Origin of the sequence: Methylovirgula sp. 4M-Z18 (genome assembly GCF_037890675.1) — a bacterium.
GTDB lineage: Bacteria > Pseudomonadota > Alphaproteobacteria > Rhizobiales > Beijerinckiaceae > 4M-Z18.
The window spans coordinates 4,721,571-4,744,102 of record NZ_CP149574.1 but is presented as its reverse complement, the minus strand read 5'-3'; the positions used below and the strand labels follow the sequence as shown (position 1 = coordinate 4,744,102).

The 22,532-nt window shown below is 62.6% G+C and carries 23 protein-coding genes; 6 read left to right on the top strand and 17 right to left on the bottom strand.

Translation table 11 applies throughout. The features are described 5' to 3' along the window. Window positions 1-15: 15 nt before the first annotated feature. A complete protein-coding gene (locus V9T28_RS21975; RefSeq protein WP_116401247.1) occupies window positions 16-903 on the top strand; it encodes a DMT family transporter in 888 nt (295 codons plus the stop codon). On the opposite strand, the gene V9T28_RS21970 is transcribed toward V9T28_RS21975, so the two are convergent. After that, window positions 871-1,608: a UTRA domain-containing protein gene (locus V9T28_RS21970; protein WP_199500159.1), complete on the bottom strand. Its 738-nt coding sequence runs from the start codon at window positions 1,606-1,608 to the stop codon at window positions 871-873. The two genes, V9T28_RS21975 and V9T28_RS21970, sit on opposite strands and share 33 nt — an antisense overlap. Window positions 1,609-1,848: 240 nt before the next feature. Here V9T28_RS21970 and sciP point away from each other — a divergent pair, with 240 nt between their 5' ends. Beyond that, complete coding sequence (gene sciP, locus V9T28_RS21965) at window positions 1,849-2,124, top strand: CtrA inhibitor SciP (protein ID WP_116401246.1); 276 nt, start codon at window positions 1,849-1,851, stop codon at window positions 2,122-2,124. Between the two features lie 33 nt (window positions 2,125-2,157). Here sciP and V9T28_RS21960 read toward each other — a convergent pair whose 3' ends face one another. From V9T28_RS21960 to V9T28_RS21940, 5 genes are all read right to left on the bottom strand, one after another. Further along, the gene (locus V9T28_RS21960; protein WP_116401245.1) at window positions 2,158-3,168 is read right to left on the bottom strand and encodes a UPF0104 family protein; all 1,011 of its coding nucleotides are present in this window, start codon (window positions 3,166-3,168) and stop codon (window positions 2,158-2,160) included. 100 nt (window positions 3,169-3,268) lie between these two features. After that, window positions 3,269-3,718, bottom strand: coding sequence for a GNAT family N-acetyltransferase (locus V9T28_RS21955; RefSeq protein ID WP_116401244.1), 450 nt, complete (start codon window positions 3,716-3,718; stop codon window positions 3,269-3,271). Next, window positions 3,715-4,743: a peptidoglycan -binding protein gene (locus V9T28_RS21950; RefSeq protein WP_116401243.1), complete on the bottom strand. Its 1,029-nt coding sequence runs from the start codon at window positions 4,741-4,743 to the stop codon at window positions 3,715-3,717. Before V9T28_RS21950 ends, V9T28_RS21955 begins: the two co-directional genes overlap by 4 nt. A gap of 2 nt (window positions 4,744-4,745) precedes the next feature. Continuing rightward, on the bottom strand, window positions 4,746-5,738 hold the full coding sequence (locus tag V9T28_RS21945; protein ID WP_116401242.1) for a flagellar motor protein MotA: 993 nt from the start codon (window positions 5,736-5,738) through the stop codon (window positions 4,746-4,748). 98 nt (window positions 5,739-5,836) lie between these two features. Beyond that, on the bottom strand, window positions 5,837-6,631 hold the full coding sequence (locus tag V9T28_RS21940) for an inositol monophosphatase family protein (RefSeq protein ID WP_116401241.1): 795 nt from the start codon (window positions 6,629-6,631) through the stop codon (window positions 5,837-5,839). Between the two features lie 165 nt (window positions 6,632-6,796). Between V9T28_RS21940 and ppa the strand changes: the two genes are divergently transcribed. Then, window positions 6,797-7,363 (top strand): inorganic diphosphatase, encoded by a 567-nt coding sequence (gene ppa, locus V9T28_RS21935; RefSeq protein ID WP_116401240.1) that lies wholly within the window; start codon window positions 6,797-6,799, stop codon window positions 7,361-7,363. Window positions 7,364-7,553: 190 nt separating this feature from the next. On the opposite strand, the gene V9T28_RS21930 is transcribed toward ppa, so the two are convergent. From V9T28_RS21930 to V9T28_RS21895, 8 genes are all read right to left on the bottom strand, one after another. Beyond that, the gene (locus tag V9T28_RS21930; protein ID WP_199500157.1) at window positions 7,554-8,408 is read right to left on the bottom strand and encodes an ABC transporter permease subunit; all 855 of its coding nucleotides are present in this window, start codon (window positions 8,406-8,408) and stop codon (window positions 7,554-7,556) included. Next, window positions 8,401-9,210 (bottom strand): taurine ABC transporter ATP-binding protein, encoded by an 810-nt coding sequence (locus V9T28_RS21925; RefSeq protein ID WP_116401238.1) that lies wholly within the window; start codon window positions 9,208-9,210, stop codon window positions 8,401-8,403. The genes V9T28_RS21930 and V9T28_RS21925 overlap by 8 nt, the downstream gene beginning before the upstream one ends. Window positions 9,211-9,520: 310 nt before the next feature. Beyond that, a complete protein-coding gene (gene tauA / locus V9T28_RS21920) occupies window positions 9,521-10,549 on the bottom strand; it encodes a taurine ABC transporter substrate-binding protein (protein WP_116401379.1) in 1,029 nt (342 codons plus the stop codon). Between the two features lie 336 nt (window positions 10,550-10,885). Beyond that, on the bottom strand, window positions 10,886-12,232 hold the full coding sequence (locus V9T28_RS21915; protein WP_116401237.1) for an FAD/NAD(P)-binding protein: 1,347 nt from the start codon (window positions 12,230-12,232) through the stop codon (window positions 10,886-10,888). A 156-nt stretch (window positions 12,233-12,388) separates the two neighbouring features. After that, window positions 12,389-12,595: a hypothetical protein gene (locus tag V9T28_RS21910; protein WP_116401236.1), complete on the bottom strand. Its 207-nt coding sequence runs from the start codon at window positions 12,593-12,595 to the stop codon at window positions 12,389-12,391. Continuing rightward, complete coding sequence (locus tag V9T28_RS21905) at window positions 12,592-13,356, bottom strand: COG4280 domain-containing protein (protein ID WP_116401235.1); 765 nt, start codon at window positions 13,354-13,356, stop codon at window positions 12,592-12,594. Before V9T28_RS21905 ends, V9T28_RS21910 begins: the two co-directional genes overlap by 4 nt. Window positions 13,357-13,450: 94 nt before the next feature. Continuing rightward, window positions 13,451-13,876, bottom strand: a complete 426-nt coding sequence (locus V9T28_RS21900; RefSeq protein WP_116401234.1) for a GFA family protein — start codon at window positions 13,874-13,876, stop codon at window positions 13,451-13,453. Window positions 13,877-13,897: 21 nt separating this feature from the next. After that, the gene (locus V9T28_RS21895) at window positions 13,898-14,434 is read right to left on the bottom strand and encodes a GcrA family cell cycle regulator (protein WP_116401233.1); all 537 of its coding nucleotides are present in this window, start codon (window positions 14,432-14,434) and stop codon (window positions 13,898-13,900) included. A 514-nt stretch (window positions 14,435-14,948) separates the two neighbouring features. On the opposite strand from V9T28_RS21895, the gene V9T28_RS21890 reads away from it, so the two are divergent. From V9T28_RS21890 to V9T28_RS21880, 3 genes are read left to right on the top strand one after another with little or no spacing between them, the layout of a single operon-like run. Beyond that, a complete protein-coding gene (locus V9T28_RS21890) occupies window positions 14,949-16,154 on the top strand; it encodes an aspartate aminotransferase family protein (RefSeq protein ID WP_116401232.1) in 1,206 nt (401 codons plus the stop codon). Beyond that, window positions 16,151-17,080, top strand: a complete 930-nt coding sequence (gene argF / locus V9T28_RS21885; RefSeq protein WP_116401231.1) for an ornithine carbamoyltransferase — start codon at window positions 16,151-16,153, stop codon at window positions 17,078-17,080. The genes V9T28_RS21890 and argF overlap by 4 nt, the downstream gene beginning before the upstream one ends. Then, complete coding sequence (locus V9T28_RS21880; RefSeq protein ID WP_116401230.1) at window positions 17,077-18,075, top strand: Hsp33 family molecular chaperone; 999 nt, start codon at window positions 17,077-17,079, stop codon at window positions 18,073-18,075. Before argF ends, V9T28_RS21880 begins: the two co-directional genes overlap by 4 nt. A 54-nt stretch (window positions 18,076-18,129) precedes the next feature. Here V9T28_RS21880 and argE read toward each other — a convergent pair whose 3' ends face one another. From argE to V9T28_RS21865, 3 genes are all read right to left on the bottom strand, one after another. Further along, window positions 18,130-19,305 (bottom strand): acetylornithine deacetylase, encoded by a 1,176-nt coding sequence (argE, locus tag V9T28_RS21875; RefSeq protein ID WP_116401229.1) that lies wholly within the window; start codon window positions 19,303-19,305, stop codon window positions 18,130-18,132. Between the two features lie 114 nt (window positions 19,306-19,419). Beyond that, entirely contained in the window at window positions 19,420-19,812 is a 393-nt protein-coding gene (gene apaG, locus V9T28_RS21870; protein WP_116401378.1) for a Co2+/Mg2+ efflux protein ApaG, read from the bottom strand. Between the two features lie 23 nt (window positions 19,813-19,835). Further along, the gene (locus V9T28_RS21865; protein ID WP_116401228.1) at window positions 19,836-22,475 is read right to left on the bottom strand and encodes an FAD-dependent oxidoreductase; all 2,640 of its coding nucleotides are present in this window, start codon (window positions 22,473-22,475) and stop codon (window positions 19,836-19,838) included. Between the last annotated feature and the right edge of the window lie 57 nt (window positions 22,476-22,532).

The following is a 22,532-nucleotide window of genomic DNA, read 5'->3' as shown; positions in this document are numbered from 1 at the left end:
AAGGAGTGTTTTCGCGTGACACCTATCCTCTTCCTCATCGTCGTTCTGGCCTGGGGCCTGTCGTGGTACGGCATCCATCTGCAATTGGGTCCGGTGCCGGCCGATACGTCCATCTTCCTGCGCTTCTTTTTCGGCACGATGGTGATCTGGCTGTGGCTTTGGCTCGCCAAGCGCTGGCAGCCGGTGTCCTGGCACCAGCATCTGTGGTTCGCGGCACTCGGCCTGTGCCTGTTCTGCGTGAATTTCCAATGCTTCTACGCGGCCGAGGCCTATGTGCCGAGCGGCATCGTGTCAGTCGTGTTCAGTCTCGCCACCGTGTTCAATGCCTGCAACCAATGGCTGTTTCACGGCATCCGGCCGTCGTCCCGCGTGGTCGGCGGCGCGCTGCTCGGCACCTGCGGCGTCGGACTGCTGTTCGCCGACCAATTGCACCTGCAGGGCGCGCAAACCGGCCTCGGCATCGCGCTCGCCTTGGCCGGCACTTATTGCTTCTCGCTCGGCAATCTCATCTCGCGCCGCATCGCCGCCGAAGGTGTCAGCCTACCTAATGCGGTGGCGCGCGGCATGGCCTGGGGCTCGCTGGTCCTGGCCTGCGGCGTCATCGTCCGCGGCCATGGCTTCATGCCGGAAATGTCGGTGCAATACCTTGGCGCGCTCGCCTATCTCGCGCTGATCGCCTCGGTCGTGGCATTTCTGGCCTATCTCGCGGTGGTCGCCCACATCGGGCCCGAGCGCGCGGCCTATGTCACCGTGCTCTCGCCGATCATCGCGCTGCTGCTCTCGGCACTGCTGGAAAATTACGCCTGGAGCCTCACCGCCGCGCTCGGCCTGGTGCTGATCCTGCTCGGTAACGTGGTGATTTTCCTGCCCTTAGGTGCTTTTCAACGGCTGAAAGCGGCCTGACAGGCGCCGCCGAGCGCCATCGTGCCAGAGGCGGGCGAAGGTGATCGGCGCGTCGTCGTTCCAGGTGCGCCGCTCCACCACGAGACAGGCACTGCCCTCCAGCATGTCGAGCTTCTGGGCAATGCCGCGTGGCGCCTCCTGCGCCGAAATCGTGTGCTCGGCCTCGGTCCAGGCCAAATGGTTGAGCAGCCAGGTACCGGGCGGAACGGCGTCGAACTTTTCCGCTTCGGCCTGCGGGGCCGTGGCGAGGTTGATGACCCGCTCCTCCAATTGCAAAGGCTCGTCGTTGGCACTGTGCAGGCTCACCAGCCACAACAGGGGCGTGTCCGCCGGCACGGCCAGTACCTCGCGGCGCGGATCCTCGCTCTTTAAGATTTCGCGTTCGATGACGGTGAAGGAATATCGGCCGCCGCTGCGCGCGACCTCGCCGGCAATGTCCCAGATTTCCAGCACCGGCCGGTCCGGCGGGCGCACCGCGACCACCGTCCCGAATTTGCGCTTGCGCTGCACCAGCCCTTCGCTGGCGAGGCTGCGGATGGCCCGGTGCACGGTCATGCGTGCCGCGCCGTACCGGGCAATCAGGTCGGTTTCCTTGGGGATCTTGGCGCCGGGCGGCCACCGACCGGAGGCGATGTTCTTCGCCAGCGCCCGGCGAATCTGCTGCCACAGGGGGCCTTCGCCATCGAGAGTTTCCAAAGAATCCATTGACCCATCCGGTTCCGGCGACCCGCGCCCGTCTCCCTTAAGTGCAACGAGGGGAAAGTCCGCGTCAATACCTGTGCCGATCTCGGACGAATTGACACCCGACGTTCAGACTTTGGCAAGAAACGGCCCGATTTCCCGGGGATTTCAGCCGAATGCCGGCAGGGCGGTTTAGGTAAATCTTAAACCACGGCCCTTATGCTCGCCTTATTCCAGTGGTCAGTGAGTATGTGAGTAACCAAAATGACCGAACCGCACCGTCCGAGGATCAAATACGTCATCGGACCCGATGGCAGCCCTCTGACCATTGCCGATTTGCCCCCGTCCTCCACCAAGCGCTGGGTGATCCGGCGTAAGGCCGAAGTGGTTGCCGCGGTGCGCGGCGGCCTGTTGTCGCTGGAAGAGGCCTGCAACCGCTATACTCTGACCGTGGACGAGTTCCTGAGCTGGCAGATGTCGATCGACCAGCACGGCATGGCAGGCCTGCGCACGACCCGCATTCAGCAATACCGGCAATAGTCCTTTAAGGGCCGGCGCAACTCCGGCCCGTTCTCAGGCATCCGCAGGCGGATAGGATTTCTGCGAGGACGGCTCGCCATCCTCATGATGATGCAACGCCTGTTCGGCCTTGCGGCTCTCGAAAATGATCACCACGAAAATCGCGAAGATCAGCGGGACAATCAGGTAGAACAGCCGGAAGACGATGAGCGCGGCGAGGACAGCCGTTTTGTGCACTTCCGGCAGGCAATGCACGAAGAAAAATTCAAACACGCCCAGGCCGCCCGGTGCATTGGAGACAAGCCCCGCAGAGAACGACGCCAGGAACATCCCCAGCACGACGAAATAACCGGGATTGCTGTCGGCGGGCAGCGCGAAATAGATGATGCCGGCCGCACCGAAGAGCTCGAGCGGCGCCGCGATCAATTGGCGCACCATGATTCCGGGGCGGGGATATTCCAGCTTGAACTTACCGATCACCAGCGGGTGCAGGCGCAGGACCGAGCCGGCGACATAGAGGCCGATGAAGGCGAGAAACGCCCCACCGATCCAGATCGCATACTCGCGATGGGTTAGGAAACCCGGCACGAGGCCTTCGAGCCGCCTAAGCTCGGTCGGTTCGATGGTCAGCACCAACCCGGCAAGCAGAATGACCCCAAGGCCGAAGGTGAGCGAACAGAAGGCCACGAGAATCGCCACTTGCGTGGCGCTGAGCCCCTTGGTCGAGTAGGCGCGATAGCGCACCATTGCCCCGGAAAAGACCGACGCGCCGATATTGTGCGACAAGGCATAGGTCGTGAACGAGCAGAGCGAGATGAATGGCCAGGAAATGTGCGTGACGTTGAGATGCTGCAAAGCGATCCGGTCGTACCAGGCGAGCGCGGCATAGGCGACGAGGGTCGAGAGGCCGGCGGCAAAATATTGCGACGGCGTGATTTGATGCAGCCTGGCCCAGACATGCGCCCCGACCGCTTCGCCCTGAAATTCCCTGTACAGCAGAGAGACCGAAATGACGACCGCCACCAAGCCAAGAGCTGGCCAGAGAAAATCAAGAAAGCGCTTCATAAAATGATGTTTCCAACCCGCGGCGGCGGCATGACCGGTCGCTTATGCCATAGTGACCCACGCGGGGAAAGCGCGGGACTTAGCCAAAGAGGTGAGAATTTCACGACCGCCACTCCAGTTTCACGGTTTTGAGACCGGAACGGGTGCTTATCCCCTCGCCGATCTGGTAAAAGCCTTCGCGCACGTAGAAGCGGAGCGCGCGCGGATTGTCGACATTGACGTCGAGCAGCAACAGGTGCGGCGAAAGGGCGCGCGCTGCCTCGAGCAGGCGCCGTGCCGCGCCGCTGCCTTGCGCCCGGGGCGCGAGCGCGATCTGGTCGATGTAATGCTGGTCAGCGTCGATGGTGACGAAGCCGATGAGGCCGCTCGCGTCGAAGGCGCAAATCACCTTGGCACCGTTGTTCTGCAACGCCGCGACATGTTCCTCGAACCAAGGGCGGCGGGCGGCGAAATCGATTTGAGGCAGCACCGGCGCCCAGGCTTCGATCCACAAATCGGCGAGCGCGGGCAGATTTTCGGCCCGGAACGGCGCCAGGGTAAGGCCGCTCATCGCTCGGTCAATTTCAGCTCGATGCGGCGGTTGCGGCGCAGGGTCTCGTCGTCGTCGCCCTGTTCCAGCGGCTGATATTGGCCGAAGCCTGCCGCGACCAGACGATCGGGCGGAATGCCTTTGGAAATCAGATATTGCACGACAGCGATGGCGCGGGCCGAGGATAGCTCCCAATTGGAGGGGAACTGCACCGATTGGATCGGCCGCTTGTCGGTATGGCCGTCGACCCGCAGGACCCATGGAATTTCCGGCGGAATTTCGCGCTGCAGATCGGTGATGGCGGCTGCGACCTGGTCGAGTTCCTGTTTGCCGTTCGGATTGATGCTGGCCTGGCCGACTTCGAAGAGCACTTCGGATTGGAACACGAAGCGGTCGCCGACCACCAGAATGCCGGGCCGGTTGCCTAAGATCTCGCGCAGGCGGCCGAAGAAATCGGAGCGATAGCGCGACAATTCCTGCACTTTCTGGGCAAGCGCGACATTGAGGCGCGAGCCGAGATCGGCGATCTGCGCCTGGGATTGCTTGTCGCGCGTTTCGGAGGCCGAAAGCGCATCCTCGAGGGCCGCAAGTTGGCGCCGCAGCGCGGCAATCTGCTGATTGAGAATATCGACTTGCGCCAGCGCCTGGGCCGAGATCTGCTTTTCGGCATCGAGCGCAGTGCTGGCCGCGGCCACCTGGCTATTGGCGGCGCTCTGGCCGCTGGCGTTCTGGTCGATCAGGCCTTGCAGGCGCTGGCGCTCCTTTTCCTTGGAATCGAGCGTCGTCTGCAACACGTCGAGATTGGCCTGCACATTGGTTTTCGCGTTGCGCTCGAGCGCCAGCAATTGGGTGAGCTGCTCAACCTGCTGATTGAGCTTGGTCAGCGCCGTATCCTTGCTCGTCACCTCGCGCGACAAGAAGAATTGCGCCAGCATGAAGACCGACAACAGGAACACGATGACGAGCAGCAGGGTCGAGAGCGCATCGACGAAACCCGGCCAATAATCGATGCCGCGGCTGCGGCTGCGGTGACGCGCCAGAGCCATGGCTAGCCGAGGTGCTCTTCACGCCGCACGGCGGGCAATTTGGGCTGTGCCGCAAGTTTTTCCAGCAAGCTGCGAATATCCTTCTGCTGATCGGCCTGCGCCTCGACCCAGTCGCGGATCATCTGCTGCTCCTGCCGCATGTGCTGCACCAGATTCTGGATGCCTTCGGCGAGATTGGCCATGGCGGCAGCCGAGGCGCCGCCCGGGCCGTCGTGGCTCGCGATGATATGGCTCAGCGCCGCCTGCAGGTCCTCGGGCAAGCCCGTCGCCTGGATCGTCGGCATGTCGAGCGCTGAGGCGGAAAGATAGTCTTCGAGCTCGTTGTAGAAGCGATTTTGCGCCTGACCCGCCTGCAGGTCGAGAAAGCCGAGGATCAGCGAACCGGAAAGGCCGAAAAGCGAGGCGGTGAAGGAGATCGAGATACCGGCGAGCGGCTCCTGCAGGCCGTTCTTCAGGTTGTCGAACATCACACCCGCGTCGCTGCCGCCCTGCATGGATTTGATCACGCCGCCGATCGAACCGACGGTTTCGAGCAAGCCCCAGAACGTGCCAAGCAGGCCGAGAAAGACGAGAAGCCCGGTGAGGTAGCGTGCGATCTCGCGCGATTCGTCGAGCCGGGTGCCGATGGAATCGAGAATCGCCCGCAGCGTGACGGTGGAGATCGCACTGCGCCCGGCCTGATCGCCGAGCATCGTCGCCATCGGCGCGAGCAGCACCGGCGGACGGACCGGCCGTCGCGGATCGAACGGTTTCTTCAAACTGTTGACCCAGCGCACTTCCCTGAACAGGCGCACCACTTGCCGAAAACTCAAGATGATGCCGATGGCGAGCGAGCCGATGATGATGCTGTTGAGGCCCGGATTGGCCATGAAGGCCGTCTGGATCTTCCGGTTGAGAATGACCGCGACCAGTGCCGCCAGCACCAGGAACACCAGCATCCGGAACAAGAAAATGCTGGGGGCGGACAGGCGATAAGGGTCGTTCGATGCGCGCATCTGATTCCGTTAAGTTTGGCCCATCAGACGCCGGGAAGGTGACGTAATCAAGACCGGATCCGTCTTGCACCCCCCTGCTTTCGGCTAGAGGACCGGGTTTATGCCGCCTTTTTCAACAACATCAGCAAGGCGCGCTGGATATATTCGTTGCCGCAGCACAGCGACCGCTTGGTCAGATAATCGTCGCCGCCCTCGATGGTGGCGACATAGCCGCCCGCTTCGCGCACGAGAATGCTGCCCGCGCCAATATCCCACGAATCCGCGCCGCGGCCCCACAGGGCGTCGATGCGGCCGGCGGCGACCGCCGCCATATCGAGGGCGATGGCGCCGAAATTGCGGACATTGCCGGCGCTCGCCATCACCTCTTCGAGCTCACGCTTGAAGCGCGGATGTTCCTTGGCCGCGGCGAGATGCGGGATGGAGCAGCCGACGAGCGCATGGGCGATCTCGCGGCGGACCGAAACGCGGATCCGGTGGTTATTGTGGTAGGCTCCCTGCCCGCGCTCGGCGATATACATATCCTCGGTGACCGGATTGTAGACGACACCCGCGACAATCTGCCCATCTCGTTCGAGCGCGATCGAGACGGCGAAATAGGGGACGCCGTGCAGGAAGTTGGTGGTGCCGTCCAGCGGGTCGACATGCCACGTATGCGCCTTGTCGGTGCCGGCGACCGAGCCGCCCTCCTCCATTTCGAATCCGTAGCCGGGCCGCACCTTCGACAATTCCTCGAACAGGATCTTTTCCGCCTTTTTGTCGGCTGCGGAGACAAAATCGCCCGGGCCTTTCAGCGAGACCTGCAGATTTTCCACCTCGCCGAAATCGCGTCTCAAGCCCCGTCCGGCCTTGAGGGCGGCGGCGGTCATCACATTCATCAAGGCGGTGCGGATCATGGTCGGTCTTAAGTTCGTGGGAAAAATTGACCCTAGCGCATACCCAATGGCGCTCGAAAAGGCCATACCTTTGCGAAGATTTACCGATTGCGCCCGGTTTGCGCTCTTGCGGTCGGGGTTGCCGACAGCGTAAACCTCCACGATTGTTCAGCTAGGGAGCCTCATATGCGCTTGGACGCCGTGCCAATCGGCAAAAACCCGCCTGTCGACGTCAATGTCGTGATCGAAGTCCCCATCGGCGGCGAACCGATCAAATATGAGATGGATAAAGAATCGGGTGCGCTGTTCGTCGACCGCTTCCTCTATACGTCGATGCGCTACCCCGGCAATTACGGCTTCATTCCGCACACGCTGTCCGGCGACGGCGACCCGTGCGACGTGGTTGTCGCCAATACTCGCGCCATCGTGCCCGGGGGCGTCATCTCCTGCCGCATCGTGGGCGTTCTGGTCATGGAGGACGAGGCGGGCTTCGACGAAAAGCTGCTGGCGGTGCCCTCCGACAAGCTGACCAAACGCTATACCAAGGTGCAAAATTATACCGATCTGCCCGAGATCACGCTGCAGCAGATCCAGCATTTCTTCGAGCATTACAAGGACTTGGAAAAGGGCAAATGGGTCAAGGTGGTCCGCTGGGGTGATGCCGCCGAGGCACAGAAGATGGTGCTCGAGGGGATCGAGCGCGCGAAGCAGGCCAAGCTGGCGCCGGCTCCCCATGGGACGAACCCGGATTAAGGCGGTGTTTCGCAAAAAAGCGGCGTTGGGCAAGAGCCAGCGATCCGCGCGGTGAAAATGCGATAGAACAAAAGCTTAGGGCAATTCGGAGGTTCGACAAGGAGCGCTTCTTGCCCTAAGCGACTCTCGCCCTATTCGTATTTTTCGGCCGAGATCGCTGGGACCTTGATCCTTGGCGAGCGCCTTTCCGTCACATTTTGCCTTTCCACGGCACGAGCACGCGTTCGATGAGCCGCAGCGCGTAGGAAAATGCGAAAGCCCAAGCGGCGATCACCAGAATCCCGACGAACACCACATCAGTGGCGAGGAACTGCGAGGCGGAGAGGATCATATAGCCGATGCCGCGCGTCGCGGCGATCAGTTCCGCCGCCACCAGCGTGCCCCAGCCGACGCCAAGCGCGATACGCGTGCCGGTGAGAATTTCCGGCAGCGCACTCGGCAGCACGATATGGCGGAACAATTGCCATTTCGTCGCGCCGAGCGACAGCGCCGCATTCACTCGTTCGACCGGCACCGAGCGCACGCCGGCTTGCGCCGAAAGGCAGATGGGCGCGAACATGGCGAGGGCGAGAAGCAGGATTTTCGAGGTCTCGCCGATGCCGAACCAGATGATCATCAGCGGCAGATAGGACAAAGGCGGCAGCGGCCAGTAAAATTCGATCGGCGGATCGAAAATGCCCTTGGCCCAGCGGCTCACGCCCATGGCGAGCCCCAACGGCACGCCGATGAGAAGCGCGAAGGCCGCGGCGGAGAAAATGCGGATGAGGCTCGCCGAGAGATGCTGCCAAAGGGTCGCATTGGCATAGCCGTCCTCAAACACCGCGTACAATTGCGCGAGCACTTCTTGCGGCGTCGGCAGGAACAGCGGCGCAACGAGATGAAGGCTCGTGACGAGCCACCAGGCGAAAAGCAGCACGAGAATCGTGGCCGCGCTGATCAGACCGGTTTGGCCCGCATTCCAATCGCCGGCGCGCAAGCGCACGAGGCGCGGCGGATCGTCTTCGGTGGCTGCAGCGCCGGTTCGGATGGCGGAGAGATCAGACATGGGCGATGGCCTCGGGAGCATGCGCCGGCTGCGGGCCGGAACGGTGAATGAGTGCGCGAATCTCATTGCGCAGCCGGATGAAATCGAGATCGGCCTCCAGCACGGCGCGGTCGCCGTCTGCGGCAAGGCGATGCACGAAGGCGGTTTCATAGCGTGCGACGATGCGGCCAGGGCGCGGCGACATGACGAGCACGCGCGTACCGAGGCTCAACGCCTCCTCGATCGAATGGGTGATGAGAAAGATCGTCTTGCCGGTTTTGGTCCAAAGCGAAATCAGCAAATCGTGCATCTGCTCGCGCGTGAAACTGTCGAGCGCGCCGAACGGTTCGTCCATCAGCAGAATCGCCGGATCGGTCGCAAGCGCGCGGGCAATGCCGACGCGTTGACGCATGCCGCCCGATAGTTCGTAGGGCGGTGAGGCTTCGAAATCCTGCAAGCCGACGAGCCGCAAGAGATCGCGTGCGCGGCTGCGCGCCTGTGCCTTGCCGAGACCGGAAAAATCGAGCCCGAGCGCCACATTGTCGATCACGCTTTTCCAGGGCAGCAGCGTGTCTTTCTGAAACACGACGCCGCGATCGGCCCCCGGTCCTTCGATCGCGCGGCCGCGCAAGGTGATCGTGCCTTGGCTGAGCGGCAGGAAACCGGCGATCGCATTCAAGAGAGTGGATTTGCCGCACCCCGATGTGCCCAGCGCGACGACGATCTCGCCGTCCGCGATGTCGAGCGTGATGCGATCCAGCGCTTTGACCGGCGCGTTGCGCGGACCTTTGAAGAATACGGAGGCATTGTGAATCTTGAGCATGGCGGCCTCAAAAAAGGGGCCGTCCAGAATGAGGAAACTGGACGGCCCTATGATTGCTCCGATGTTTGGGAGAGAGATGGACATCGGGGCAAAACTTTAGTGGGTGAACAGTCGCATCTAGGTGCGCAGTAAAACTGTTGCATTCGCTTGGGCTCGACCCGGGATCCATGGTTGCGGGCAAATGCGCAATTTCATTCGCCCTGGGACAGAGGCACGTCTTGCAACATGTGGGGCTTTGTCCTGGATCCCGGGCCGAGTCGGGGAGGATAAACACTGCAGTTTTGAAGTCGCAGTGCTCATCGTGTTCGCGTCAATTCGTCACTTGCTGGGCCGCCTCGACGGCATCGGTCGTCACGAAGGCGCCGTAGCTCGGCAGCACGCTCGTGATCTTCTTCTGGTCTTTCAAGAACGCCGATGTCGCCTTCAGGATTTGCGCGACACCGCCTTTGTCGCCGCCACCGAGCCAAGCGTCGGAGGCCTGCTCATTCAGCGTTACGAAGACGGGATTGGCGAGCGCCGCCGCCTGATCCTGCGGCGTCCCGCCTAGCAATTTGGCGAGCGCCTTGGCATTGTCCGAATCCGGACCCCAGGCGGCCTTATCGTTGAGATAGGAGGTCGTGTATTTGTTGATCACGCTGGCGAATTGCGCCAAGAATTTCGGATTGTCTTTCGCAAAGGCGTTTGTCGCCACCCACACCGAGAAGGTCGGCGCGCCGCGGTTGGCCACTTGTTTCGCGGTCAGCAGCACCTTCCCGGTTTTCTTGATTTCCGTGAGCGCGGGATCCCAGACGAAAGCGGCATCGATATCGCCGCGGTTCCAGCCTGCGACAATGTCCTGCTGCGGAATGGCGAAGACCTGTGCATCCTTTTCGGCAATGCCTTCCTGCTTCAGCACCGACAGCAACTGATAGTGGTCGGTCGAAACCGGCGCCGCGGCGAGGCGCTTGCCGCGCAAGTCGGCGGGCGTTTCGATGCCCGAGCCATTGCGCGCGATCAAGGCTTCATCGGTGCCCGAGGTCGAGGCAAGGTAGAACGCCTTCACGTCGAGGCCGCGGCTGGTCGCGGCGGCAAAGGGGCTGGAGCCGACATAGCCGACCTGCACGTCGCCCGAGGCGATGGCCGCGAAAATCTCGGCGCCGGAATTGAAGCGGCGGAAATCGATGTCATAGCCGGTGGTCTTGGCGAAATCGCCATTGGCGATGGCAACGCTGGAGGGAACCGCGTCGGTCTGGTAGCCGACGACGACTTTTTTGCCGTCGGCAAAAGCCGAGGCGGAGGAGAGGGCGAGGCCCGCGAGAAGGGCGCTGGCGCCAAGAAGGGAACGGCGGGTGAAAGTCATGGGATGTCCTTGTTGCAAATCCAAAACCATGCGCGCGCGTCGTTGTGCAGCGGCAGGCGGAAGGTGATGTCACGAGGTGAAGAGCGCGCGCCGATGTGGCGGCGATGGTCCGGTTCAGCGTCGACAGGTCTTGGTCATGGCTGGTCCTCTCGTTATGGGACCCACGAATTTCATCGTGGCGCTTTAGCAATGGGTGACGCGGTGCAAGCTGCTCCCTCAAATGCCGCGATTGAATTTATATTTCTATAAATTCAATAGAAATAATTTTGTATAAAACCGCCGATCTGTCAACAGCCATTTCCAGAAATGGAACAAAATTTGTCTTTCACATAAATATCAATACACTAGCTCATGTTCGTCGACCAGCGCAGTGGCGAGCGCGACCGCCTGCCGGCGAATGTCGGGCACCGCGACGATCTCCCAAAACACCCCGGCGGTCACCGGACCGAGGGCATAAAGCCGGTCCGAGTCCTCGCCGTCCACCCCGATCAGGGCGCAGTTCGCCGCAACATCCAGGCCGAACGACAAGGCATCGGGCCGCGCCTGGCCCGAGGCGAAAAGCATTTGGATGATGGGATTGGCGGTGGCGGCAATATTATCGGCACGGCCGCGGCATTCGAACACCGCCTGTGCCGCGATGCGCCGGCTCTTGCCCCGCGCGCTGTAATGCACCGTCACGTGATCTTTTTCCGGCTCGAAACGTTCGACCCGCCCGGCAACGATCGTCAATTGGCCACGCGCTTCGGCTTCCGCGATCGTCCTTGCAGCGCTTGGCGCCATGCGGTGGCGGTGGCTATCCCACCAAGGCCGGGCGTGCCGCAGAAAGCGCCGCCGCGCGTCGAGCGGCAGGCCGCGCCACAGCGCCTGGGTATGCGGGCGCAAGCCATCGACCACGCCGCGCCAATCGCCGCCGGCCGCTGTATGGGCGCGGATAAGGCCGCGCAGCCAGCGCATCAAAGTGGCGATTCCGGCGCCAAAAGGCACGCCGGCGGCATTGATCTGCAGCGGCGGCGCGGCCCCATGCGGCTGCGGTTTCAGTCCGCGCCGCGAGATCGCCACGATCGGGCCCTGGTGGCCGCCGTGCAGCAGGGACAAGACGCGGTCCGCCATGGTCAAGCCGGTTCCGACGATCACGACGGTCTTATCGGGTGCGAGAATTTGCGCCTCACCGTTCAGCCAGCCATCGAAACGCCAGGAGGCGACAGGCTGCGGTGGCCCCTCGTTCCCCGTCGCCAGAACGGCCTTATCGGCATAGAGCCGATCCTTGGACAGGAGCAGCGCTTCGACCCCCCGCCGGGTCGGCGCCAAATGAGTCACTTCATTGTGCAGGATTTTCAATCGCGCGTCGGCATGCGGCGCGAGATACGGGGCCAGAAGGTGGGCGAGATAGGCGCGATAGAGGCGGCGCGGCGCGAAAGTCTCGGCGTCGGGACAGTCGCTTTTTTGGTGATTGGTCGCCCAGCGCCAGAAATGCTGCGGATCGTCCGGGAAGGCGCTCATATTGGCGGCGCGCACGTTCAGGAGATGGTCGGGATGGCTGGTACCATAGGCGATGCCCGCGCCGAGTTCGACCCGGCGCTCCACCAGCGTGACCCGCACATGGGGGCGGCGCAAGAGATGCACCGCCATCAGCACGCCGCTCGCGCCGCCGCCGATCACCAGAATATGCTTGCTTCGCGCCATGCCGCTGCATCCGATCCGAGTGTCGCTTCAAGGCTTTATCGGTCCTCGCGCCGGTGTCTCCGACTGCGTGGATGCACACATTGTATATTTATTCTATATAAATACTATATTTTATTTCGCACAGCCCCTCACCTCGCTATCCCCTCGGCAATCTGGCTACTTACTGGCGCGGCGGATCGCGCTCTCGAGCAGGATCAGGCCGAGGCCGGCGAACAGGATTATCCCCAGCCATGACGAGTCGATGCCGAGCCGCGGCAGCAATCCGCCGGTCACGGCAAGCCACAGCACGATGGAGACGGCAAAATGGCCGTCGTCGACGAAAAGGCCCCAAACTTCCGTCGCAATCGTCTTCATCCAAGTCATGACGCGTCCCCGGTGGGGCGAAGCGGCTGCGTTCCCGCGCGCTGTTTGCAAAGGTGAACGGCGGCGAGGGCGGCCAAAAGGAAGGCAAAAGTCAGCGCCAGGATCGACCAATCTTCGCCGGGCCAGGCGGCGCCGATCCCCTCACCCACCCAGAAGGTGCCAAAGGCCGACAGCAGGACGCCGACGGCGAATTTGAGCGTATTCTCCGGCAACGTAGCAATCGGCCGGTGCAACAGGAGGCCGAGGGCAACCACCAGCAGCAGTGCGGCGAGGGCGCCGAAGCAGGCCGGCAGCAACAGGCCAGGACCTGCCCCCACCGCGATGACGATGAAAATGACCTCGAGCCCTTCGAGCATGGTGATCTTGAAGGCGGCCGTCACCGCGATCTTGTCCCAGCCGGGACCCGCTTGCGCCAGGCCGCGGAGGTTCGCCGTCTCTTTTGCGAAGGTTGCTGCTTCATCATGCAGGGGAATGACGCCGGCGGCGCGCAGCACGGCCTTGCGCAGCCACCGCATGCCGAACAGCAGCAACAACGCGCCGACCACGAGTTGCACGTAAGTGAGCGGGATTTGCGTGAGCGCCGGGCCGAGCACGATGACGATGAGGCAAAGGGTTGCAAGCGCGATGCCTGTGCCCGCGAGCGCGCCGCGCCAGCCGCGCACCGTGCCGACCGCGAGAACCACGGTCAGCGCTTCGACAAATTCCACCAACGAGGCGAGAAAGGCCGCCAGAATGACCGGCCAGACATGATGCCAATCCATGCTCAATCCATCGCTCCAAACAGGCCGGCAGGGTCGCGATAAAAATGGCTATTTCAAGAGCGTTTCAGGATCAAAGGCATTTTGGCAAGAAGGTTCAATCCGGCGGCGCATCGCTCGGCACCACATGCCCTTGATATTGCGGCAGATCGTCGGTGATCGTGAACCAGGGCGCTTTCGAGCCGACGAAAATATGCGCCGACGGGCGGATGCCGGGATCGTCGATGAGCGTACCCATGGCCACATGAACATAGGCTCCCTCGCGCACCACTGAGAACAGCAACGAGCCGCAGTGCCGGCAATGGGTGTTGTTGGCGTTCTCCTCGCCGAAAATCAAAAGGTCCTCGGCGCCCTTGGTGATGGTCAGGCGCTCGCGCGCAATACCGGCGAAAGATTTGAAGGCCGAGCCCGTCGTGCGCCGGCAATCGGAGCAATGGCAATTGAGCGCATAGGCGAAATCATCCGCCACCACATAATGCACGGCGCCGCAATAACAGCGCCCGGCAAGCGTGCGGCGGCTCATGGCGCCGGAAACGCTCGCCGATTACCGGCCGGCAGCCGCGGCGCGGCGCTCGCGCTCTCGTTCGCGGCGACGGTCCTGCGGCGGCTGATAGGCGATACGCGAATGATGGGCGCAATAGGCGCCGACCCCGGGCGTTTTCGAGCCGCAGAAGCGGAATTCGCTCGTCGTCGGGTCGCCGAGCGGCCAGCGGCACATGGATTCGCGCAATTCCATCAGCGTGACCCGCTCCGACATCGGAATGACGATGTCCTCGATCGGACGCGGCGCGATGACGGGCACAAGATCGGCGGTGACGGCAAGCGCCGTATTGCCGACGCTGACGGTTGAGGAGCGATGCACCGGCGCCCGCGGTGCGGCCGGCCGCACCCGTGGCCGCGGAGCCGCGTGGGTGGGCGCCGCAGCGGCCTTCTCGCGGCCGGCAAGGCCAAGACGATGCACTTTGCCAATCACCGCATTGCGCGTAATCCCTTGGCCGAGCTCCCCCGCGATTTGGCTGGCGGAAAGACCGTCGGTCCAGAGCTTCTTCAAATATTCGACGCGCTCATCTGTCCAGGACATGTGGGCTCTCGCTTTCAATCAATAGGCGTCGCGACTCCAAGGCGTGAGTCAACAGCCGTAAAAAACGGTCAACGCTTCACACTCACGCTTTCGGATGTGCTGTGACACGAAATCTCGTGTCTGATGCAGGTAAACTTACACTAGCTATTGAATCTCGCGCAAGAGTCCCCTTGACCGCACCAAGGTTTTCCCCAGACAAGTGAGTCGCGGCGGTAAAATTTCAACCGCGTGAGTCAAGTGCAGATAATCGTCTGCCGCAAAAAAGTGACGCGTGCCGCCCGCGATCGCGCGGCGCGATGTCATCAATTCGTCGCATGTTTGACCCGCGCGACGCTCCCCCACCAAAGACGGATGATCCGCGCATCGACGGCCTTGCAAATGGTAAAGATCACGGATTCTGATTTGACCAAAGCGCGCGGATTTCCTACATTTAGCGGTGTCGGTCGCCGTCCCCATGGGGCGGCACTTTGATTTTTGGCTGGGCTTTTCCGCCCAAGCATATGGAGATGCACCCGTGACTTCGCCGCTGCTCCCGACCTATGCCCGCGCCGACCTTGCTTTCGAGCGGGGAGACGGTGCCTGGATGACGGCAACAAATGGCGAGCGATATCTCGATTTCGGCGGCGGCATTGCCGTGGCCTCGCTCGGCTATTCCCATCCGCATCTCGTCAAGGCCCTGACCGATCAAGCCCAAAAGATCTGGCACACGTCGAACCTGTTCCAGATTCCGGAAGGCGAACGCCTGGCCCAGCGCCTGGTCGACGCGACCTTCGCCGATGTGGTGTTCTTCACCAATTCGGGCGCCGAGGCGCTCGAATGCGCGATCAAGATGGCCCGCAAATATCATTCGGCGGACGGCCATCCCGAGAAGTTTCACATCATCACCTTCGAGGGCGCCTTCCACGGCCGTACGCTCGCGACCATCGCCGCCGGCGGCCAGAAGAAATATCTCGACGGTTTCGGCCCCAAGGTCGAGGGATTCCACCAGGTTCCGTTCGGCGATCTCGAGGCGCTCAAAGCCGCGATCACGCCGCAGACCGGCGCGCTGCTGATTGAACCGGTGCAGGGCGAGGGTGGCATCCGCCCGGTGCCGGCCGCCTTCCTGCGCGCCCTGCGCGAGCTTTGCGATGCGCATCGCATGCTGCTCATCTTCGACGAGGTGCAATCGGGCGTCGGCCGTACCGGCAAATTCTTCGCCCATGAGCTTTCCGGCGTTGCGCCGGACATCATGGCGATCGCCAAGGGCATCGGCGGCGGCTTCCCCATGGGCGCGTGCCTTGCGACCCACGAGGCGAGCAAAGGTATGACGACGGGCGTCCACGGCACGACCTTCGGCGGCAACCCGCTCGCCATGAGCGTCGGCAATGCCGTGCTCGATGTGGTGCTGGCCGATGGTTTCCTCGATCATGTCGCGCAGACCGCCCTGCTGCTCAAGCAGCGCCTCGCCGAATTGAAGGACCGCCACCCTGGCGTGATCGCGGAGATTCGCGGCGAGGGCCTGCTGATGGGCCTGAAGACCGTGTGCCCGAACACCGAGTTCACCGCCGCGGCGCGCGCCGAGCATCTGCTGACCATTCCGGCCGGCGACAATGTCGTGCGCCTGTTGCCGCCGCTGATCATCGGCGAAGAGGAGGTGCGCGAGGCGGTTGCACGCCTCGATGCCGCTTGCGTCCAGATCGAAAACGCCCAGGCCGCGACGCAGCGGGGAGCTGCGAAATGAGTGCGCGGCATTTTCTCGATCTGAGTGAAGTTTCCACACCCGAATTGCGGCAAATTCTCGATGCAGCGGCCTCGATGAAGGCGGTGCGCGTGAAAGGCGCGCCGTCGACGTCGAAACCGCTCGCCGGCAAAGTGCTGGCGATGATTTTCGATCAGCCCTCGACCCGCACCCGCGTCTCCTTCGATATCGGCATGCGCGAACTCGGCGGCGAGACGCTGATGCTGACGGGCACGGAAATGCAGCTTGGCCGCGGCGAGACAATCGCCGATACGGCGCGCGTTCTCTCGCGCTACGTCGATGCGATCATGATCCGCATTCTCAATCACGACGACATGATCGAGCTCGCACAACATGCCACCGTGCCGGTGATCAACGGCCTGACCAAGCGCTCGCATCCCTGCCAGGCGATGGCGGACGTGATGACCTTCGAGGAACATCGCGGACCGATCAAGGGCCGCACAGTCGCCTGGTCCGGCGATTCCAACAATGTGCTGGCGAGCTGGATTCATGCGGCGCAACGATTCGATTTCAACATCAACGTGGCGACGCCGCCGGAATTGCAATTGCCGGACGCGCTCACCGATTGGGCCAAGCGCAACGGTGCGAAATTGAAACTCACCACCGATCCGTTCGAGGCAGCCAAGGGCGCCGATGTGGTCGTGTCCGACTGCTGGGTGTCCATGGGCGACGAGGAAGAGGCGCGCCAGCGCCACAATCTGCTGGCACCCTATCAGGTCAACGAGCGCCTGATGGCGGCCGCGCATAAGGATGCGTTGTTCATGCATTGCCTACCCGCCCATCGTGGCGAGGAAGTCACCGATGCGGTGATCGACGGCCCCAATTCTGTCGTCTTCGATGAGGCGGAAAACCGGCTGCATGCGCAGAAGGGTATTCTTGCCTGGTGTCTCGGGGCGGTGCCGGCATGAACGACGCACAAGCCGCCATAAGGGCGATGAGCGATGCGGGCCGGGACGATGCCGTCCTGCCCTTCGCGGTCGAGCCGCTCGACGTGCGTGGCCGTGTCGTGCGGCTCGGGGCGGCCATCGATCACATCTTGAAGCAGCACGCCTATCCCGACCCAGTCTCGCGCACGCTTGGCGAAGCGATCGCGCTGACCGCGCTGCTCGGCTCGGCGCTGAAGCTCGAAGGCCGCTTCCAATTGCAGACCAAGACCGACGGCATCATCGACATGATGGTCGTCGATTTCGATGCGCCGAGCGCGCTGCGGGCCATGGCGCGGTTCGACCGCGCGCGCTTGGCGGAAGCGGGCATCGAGAAGTATTCGAGCGCCAAACTGGTCGGTTCGGGCCATCTTGCGCTCACCATCGACCAGGGCGGCGACATGTCCCGCTACCAAGGCGTGGTCGCGCTCGACGGCCATGGCTTGGAAGAGGCGGCCCATCAATATTTCCGCCAGTCGGAGCAGATCCCGACCTTCGTGCGCCTTGCGGTCGCCGAAAGTGTTACCGTGTCGACGGGGACACATTGGCGCGCGGGCGGCGTGATGGTGCAATTCCTGCCCGTCTCGCCGGAACGGCAGCGCCAACAGGAATTTCACCCCGGCGATGCACCGGAAGGCACGGCGCAAGCCGAATTCATCGAGGACGATGCCTGGGCCGAGGCCAAGGCCCTCGCCGCGACCGTCGAAGATCACGAACTCGTCGATCCGACCTTGTCGAGCGAACGGCTGCTGTACCGGCTCTTTCATGAGCGCGGCGTCAAAGTGTTCGAGTCGCTCCATCTGCGCGACCAGTGCCGCTGTTCGGCCGAGCGGATCGAGCAGATGTTGCGCCGTTTTTCGCCCACTGAGCGCCGCGACATGACTGGCGACGACGGCATGATCAGCGTGACCTGCGAATTCTGTTCCGTGCGCCGCGAATTCAATCCGGCGGATTTCGAAGGGCAAGACGTCGACGAGTGATGGCAACGAAGTCTTCTCCTCCTTTGGCGTGAGAAGACTTCGTGTGGGCTTCGCCTAAACGCTCATCTCTTCCGCGAGGCGCTCCATGAATTTCAGCCCCGCCTCCACTTCCTTCACCTCGATATATTCGTCCGGCTGATGCGCCTGGTCGATCGAGCCGGGGCCGCAGACAACGGTGGGAATGCCCGCCGTTTGGAAGCGCCCGCCCTCGGTCGCATAAGGCACAGCGATCGTGTTGTTCGATTGGCTAAGTTTCAGCGCCAGGGTTTCGGCGACCGAGCCGGCCTCCGCCGTGAGGCAAGGAATGTCTACCTCCACGTCCGTTTCGATCGAAGCATTCATGGTGAAGCGGCGCAGCTTCGGCAAGGCGACGCGTGTTGCATAATCCCGCAGGTGCTGCAGGGCGAAATTGGCCGGCATGCCCGGCAAGCCGCGAAATTCCCAGAGGAAGGTGCATTCCTTGGCGAGAATGTTGCGCGCCGTGCCGCCCTGAATCTTGCCCACATGCACGGTCGCATAGGGCGGATCGAATCGACCCGACGGATCGCCCATCACCTCCAGCTTGTCCTGCAATCGCGACAATTCGCTGACGAGATCGGCCGCTGCGGCAATCGCATGCGCGCCGAGCGCGGGCTTGGCCGAATGCGCTTCGAACCCATGCACCCTCGTGTCATAGGTCGAGATGCTCTTGTGGCTGTCGGCCACTTGCATCAGCGTCGGCTCGCCGACGATCACGGCGCGCGGCCGCGGCAGATCCTTGCCAAAACGCGCGATCGTCTCGACCGGGCCGAGGCAGGTCGTTTCCTCGTCATAGCTGAGCAGAATGTGAATCGGCCGCTTCAAGGCGGCTTGCTGGAAGGCGGGCGCCATCGCCAGTGCAACCGCGGCGAAGCCTTTCATATCGACGGACCCGCGGCCGTAGAGGCGATCCTTGTCGCGGCGCAATTGGAACGGATCGGTCGTCCATTCCTGTCCCTCGACCGGCACCACATCGGTATGGCCCGAGAGCACGATGCCGTCATCGACCATCGGGCCGATCGTCGCGAAGAGCGCGGCTTTGTCGCCCTTGTCATTGGGCACGACCATGAAAGGAACACCCAAATCGCGCAGATACGTTTCGACGAAGGCGATCAACGGCAGATTGGTTTTCGACGACTCGGTGTCGAATGCGATGAGATGTTCCAGCAGTGCAACGGCTTTGGCCAAACGATCCGGTGGCGCGGCTTGCATACGCGAACTCCTCTTAAGCGAAGAACGAACAGGAAATTGCGACGAACAGATGACGCGTCCTGTTCGCAACTCCTCCTTCGCTCTTCCGACCTTAACCCGGCGTCCGCGCGAAGATCAATTCAGCACCGGCTTCGCATCGGGCAGATCGAGCGAAAAAGCCGGAATCGCGATGTCGAAGCGATGGCCGTTGGCATCGATCATTTGATAGCTGCCGACCATGATGCCGCTCGGCGTCGTGAGCGGACAGCCCGACGTGTAACGGAACCGCGTACGCGGCGAGAGCACTGGCTGTTCGCCGACCACGCCTGGGCCGCGCACCTCCTGGCGATGGCCGTGCCCGTCGGTGATCAGCCAATGGCGCGACAAGAGCTGCACTTCGACGCTGCCATGATTGACGATTTCGATCGTATACGCCCAAACATAACGATCCTCCGCGGGATCGGAATGATCCGGCAGATATTCGGGTGTCACGAGAACCTCGATGTCGCCTGTCGTCTTGCTGTACATGGTGCCGCAACTCTTGCAGACCATTATAGCACGCGTGCCAGCGCCTCCAAGCGTCCCTCGCGCAGATCAGGCAGGACGGGAGTGAGGTCGCAGCGCGCTTGCAGCGCGCGCGTAAACACACGGCCTGATCCCGGCGGTCCGACGAAGACCGCGCCGGTCACTTCACGATCGCGCAAGATGAACGACCACCATGCCGTCTCGGCAGGCGGCGCACTGATGACTTCGTCGCCGGCCTGCGCTTCCAGCATGCCGTAGGAGCGCAGATCGATGCCGTCGCATTTGAGCTGCACCAACAGGCGCGGCACTTCATAGGCTTGCGGCGCCCCCAGCATGGTTGAGACGACCGCCGTCGCCTGCGCCGCACCGACCGGCCAGAGGCCGCCCGGCGCACCAGGCAATTCGGCAACGTCGCCGACGGCGAAGATCGCAGGATCTGCGGTCGCCATATGCGCATCGACGACAATGCCGCGACCGGTCGCGAGGCCGCAGGATTTGGCGAGCTCGATATTCGGCACGATGCCGACGCACGCAATGAACAAGTCGCCGGTAATGATCGTGCCGTCGCTGAGAGCGATCTGTTCAAGCTCGGTCTCGCCGCTGAACGACGCAACGACCGCATTGTGCACGACCTCGATGCCGATGTTGTTGAGATATTGCGTGAGCCGCACCGCGCCGGTGGAATCGAGCTGACGGTCCATCAGCCGGCCGGAACGCTGCAGCAGCACCACATCGAGCCCGAGATGATGCAACGCATCCGCCGCTTCGACCCCCAGCACGCCGCCGCCGATCACGACTGCGCGGCGCGCGCGCCGGGCCTGCGCGAAGGCCCGCACCGCTTCCGCGTCACTCGCCGCGCGCAACACGAAAGCGTTGGTGTAGCGGCTGTATTCCGGCCCCGGGCTTGCGGCATGGGCGCCGGTCGCCAACACCAGCCGGTCATAGGGCAGGGTTTCGCCGGTGCCGAGATGCAATTGACGCGCCTCGCGATCCACTGCAGTGGCGATCGTGTTGCGCCAGACATCGACGCGGTTGTCCTTGTACCACGCATCGGGCAGCAGATGCAGGCCATCCATGGCCGAGCGGCCGTAAATCACGCGGCCGATCGCCATGCGATTGTAGAAATGGTGGCTCTCGCCGGTGATGACCGTGATTTCGACCGACGCGCTCTTGCGCCGCAACGCTTCGGCAACGCCAAGTCCTGCGACGCCGTTGCCGATAATGACGACATGGCGAATGCCGAGCGCGGCAGCACGGTCCTCCGTGTCACTCGCCATCACGGCCGATGCCGCGGCTTTTTGCAGATTGGTGTCGACCGTTACCGGCCCGCGCACCTGGCACATGCAGGCGAGCCGCGCTTTGCCTTCGAGGCCGAGCCGACGCAGCGTCGCGGTCTCGTCTTCGCCAGGAGGCGAAAGATTGCCGCTGCCTTCATGTATGGCGACCGCGTCAGCGCCGCAAAGCCCCGAACGGCAGCCGAAATTGATCTTGATGCGCGCCGCTTCCATCGCATCGAGCAGGGTTTGATTGGGCGCGACGGAAAAGGATGTGCCGGAGCTTTTTTCGAGCACTTGCGCGGCGCCGGCGGTCGCGAGACGCTCGCGCAGGCTGTGGCCGCTTTGATCGACTTGCAGATGATTGGCAGCGCGCGCCATCTCTTCATAGGCGTATTCATTGCGCCAGCCCTGATAGATGACGAGTCCGGCAATGACCAGGCCCGTCGCACGGCTCGCATCAATCAAGGCCTGCGGCACGGCGACATCGGCGAGGGCCGATAAGGTTTTGACAATGGTGGGGCCGCTAAAGACATAAAACAGTGCGAGCGCCGCCGCCGCAAAGAGATTGGCGGTGCGAAACAGATTGAGGCCCAGGAACCCGGTCAGCATCTGATAAAGGCCGACGCTGCCCATCGTGGTTCCGACGAGAATAGCAAATTGAACCCATGGGCCATAAGCCGGCGCCTGGTCCTGCAGAAAATATCCGAGGATGACGCCCGGCATCATCGCCATGAAAAAACGGCGCTGGCCGGAATAGCGCGGATCTTCATCATAAAGATCGCTGAAGACCGCTGCGCGCGGATTGAAATCGTAACAATTCTTCTGACAACCGAGGCAGGTGTCGCAAAAGCCGTTACGAACTACGGCAAGGGGCGCATGACCGTAATCACGCTGGATCGGTCCGAGCGGACAGAATGTTCCGCACCAGCCGCTGCGTCCCTTGAAGACGAGGCCGCCGAGAAAGGCGAGTGCCAAAACGAGAACGATGCCGATCGCCACCAGCGCGGGGCTTGCATTCAGTAAGGGCGCACGCAATGCGATCGTGCCGAAGAAAAAGGCAACGGCGATTGCGAAAGCCCAAGTTTTCGCCTGCTCCGGCAGATCGCGCCCTTGGGTGAAACCGCCTTGGCGCGGCATCTGGTTGAGCGTCGCCATCGGGCAGACTTGCCGCCACACGCCTGGCGCCAGTGCGAAGACGCCCGGCAGCACCGGAATGGCCAAACCCCAGAAAAGCCGCAAGCCGATCTCGGGCCAAAGGGTCAGCACAACGGCGAGGCCGATGGTGCCGGCCAGCACGAGAGTACGCAACGCAACCCACACCGCGAGCGGGATGCGCCGTGGCATTTTCGTATAATTGACAAAAAGCTTACCCGCCGCCGCAACAGACATGAAGCCCCCACTCCTGCGCGCGTCCGCAAATCCATCGACGTTCAATTGGCAAATGCA

Bases quoted from the DNA above. Each gene is read 5' to 3' on its own strand.
- V9T28_RS21945 (WP_116401242.1), bottom strand. From the start codon at position 5,738: ATGCGCGCATCGAACGACCCTTATCGCCTGTCCGCCCCCAGCATTTTC.
- V9T28_RS21955 (WP_116401244.1), bottom strand. From the start codon at position 3,718: ATGAGCGGCCTTACCCTGGCGCCGTTCCGGGCCGAAAATCTGCCCGCG.
- V9T28_RS21910 (WP_116401236.1), bottom strand. From the start codon at position 12,595: ATGACTTGGATGAAGACGATTGCGACGGAAGTTTGGGGCCTTTTCGTC.
- V9T28_RS21970 (WP_199500159.1), bottom strand. From the start codon at position 1,608: ATGGATTCTTTGGAAACTCTCGATGGCGAAGGCCCCCTGTGGCAGCAG.
- tauA (WP_116401379.1), bottom strand. From the start codon at position 10,549: ATGACTTTCACCCGCCGTTCCCTTCTTGGCGCCAGCGCCCTTCTCGCG.
- V9T28_RS21900 (WP_116401234.1), bottom strand. From the start codon at position 13,876: ATGAGCCGCCGCACGCTTGCCGGGCGCTGTTATTGCGGCGCCGTGCAT.
- V9T28_RS21865 (WP_116401228.1), bottom strand. From the start codon at position 22,475: ATGTCTGTTGCGGCGGCGGGTAAGCTTTTTGTCAATTATACGAAAATG.
- V9T28_RS21960 (WP_116401245.1), bottom strand. From the start codon at position 3,168: ATGAAGCGCTTTCTTGATTTTCTCTGGCCAGCTCTTGGCTTGGTGGCG.
- V9T28_RS21950 (WP_116401243.1), bottom strand. From the start codon at position 4,743: ATGGCTCTGGCGCGTCACCGCAGCCGCAGCCGCGGCATCGATTATTGG.
- argF (WP_116401231.1), top strand. From the start codon at position 16,151: ATGAGTGCGCGGCATTTTCTCGATCTGAGTGAAGTTTCCACACCCGAA.
- V9T28_RS21895 (WP_116401233.1), bottom strand. From the start codon at position 14,434: ATGTCCTGGACAGATGAGCGCGTCGAATATTTGAAGAAGCTCTGGACC.
- V9T28_RS21940 (WP_116401241.1), bottom strand. From the start codon at position 6,631: ATGATCCGCACCGCCTTGATGAATGTGATGACCGCCGCCGCCCTCAAG.
- V9T28_RS21930 (WP_199500157.1), bottom strand. From the start codon at position 8,408: ATGTCTGATCTCTCCGCCATCCGAACCGGCGCTGCAGCCACCGAAGAC.
- apaG (WP_116401378.1), bottom strand. From the start codon at position 19,812: ATGTACAGCAAGACGACAGGCGACATCGAGGTTCTCGTGACACCCGAA.
- argE (WP_116401229.1), bottom strand. From the start codon at position 19,305: ATGCAAGCCGCGCCACCGGATCGTTTGGCCAAAGCCGTTGCACTGCTG.
- V9T28_RS21915 (WP_116401237.1), bottom strand. From the start codon at position 12,232: ATGGCGCGAAGCAAGCATATTCTGGTGATCGGCGGCGGCGCGAGCGGC.
- V9T28_RS21925 (WP_116401238.1), bottom strand. From the start codon at position 9,210: ATGCTCAAGATTCACAATGCCTCCGTATTCTTCAAAGGTCCGCGCAAC.
- sciP (WP_116401246.1), top strand. From the start codon at position 1,849: ATGACCGAACCGCACCGTCCGAGGATCAAATACGTCATCGGACCCGAT.
- V9T28_RS21905 (WP_116401235.1), bottom strand. From the start codon at position 13,356: ATGGATTGGCATCATGTCTGGCCGGTCATTCTGGCGGCCTTTCTCGCC.
- V9T28_RS21880 (WP_116401230.1), top strand. From the start codon at position 17,077: ATGAACGACGCACAAGCCGCCATAAGGGCGATGAGCGATGCGGGCCGG.
- ppa (WP_116401240.1), top strand. From the start codon at position 6,797: ATGCGCTTGGACGCCGTGCCAATCGGCAAAAACCCGCCTGTCGACGTC.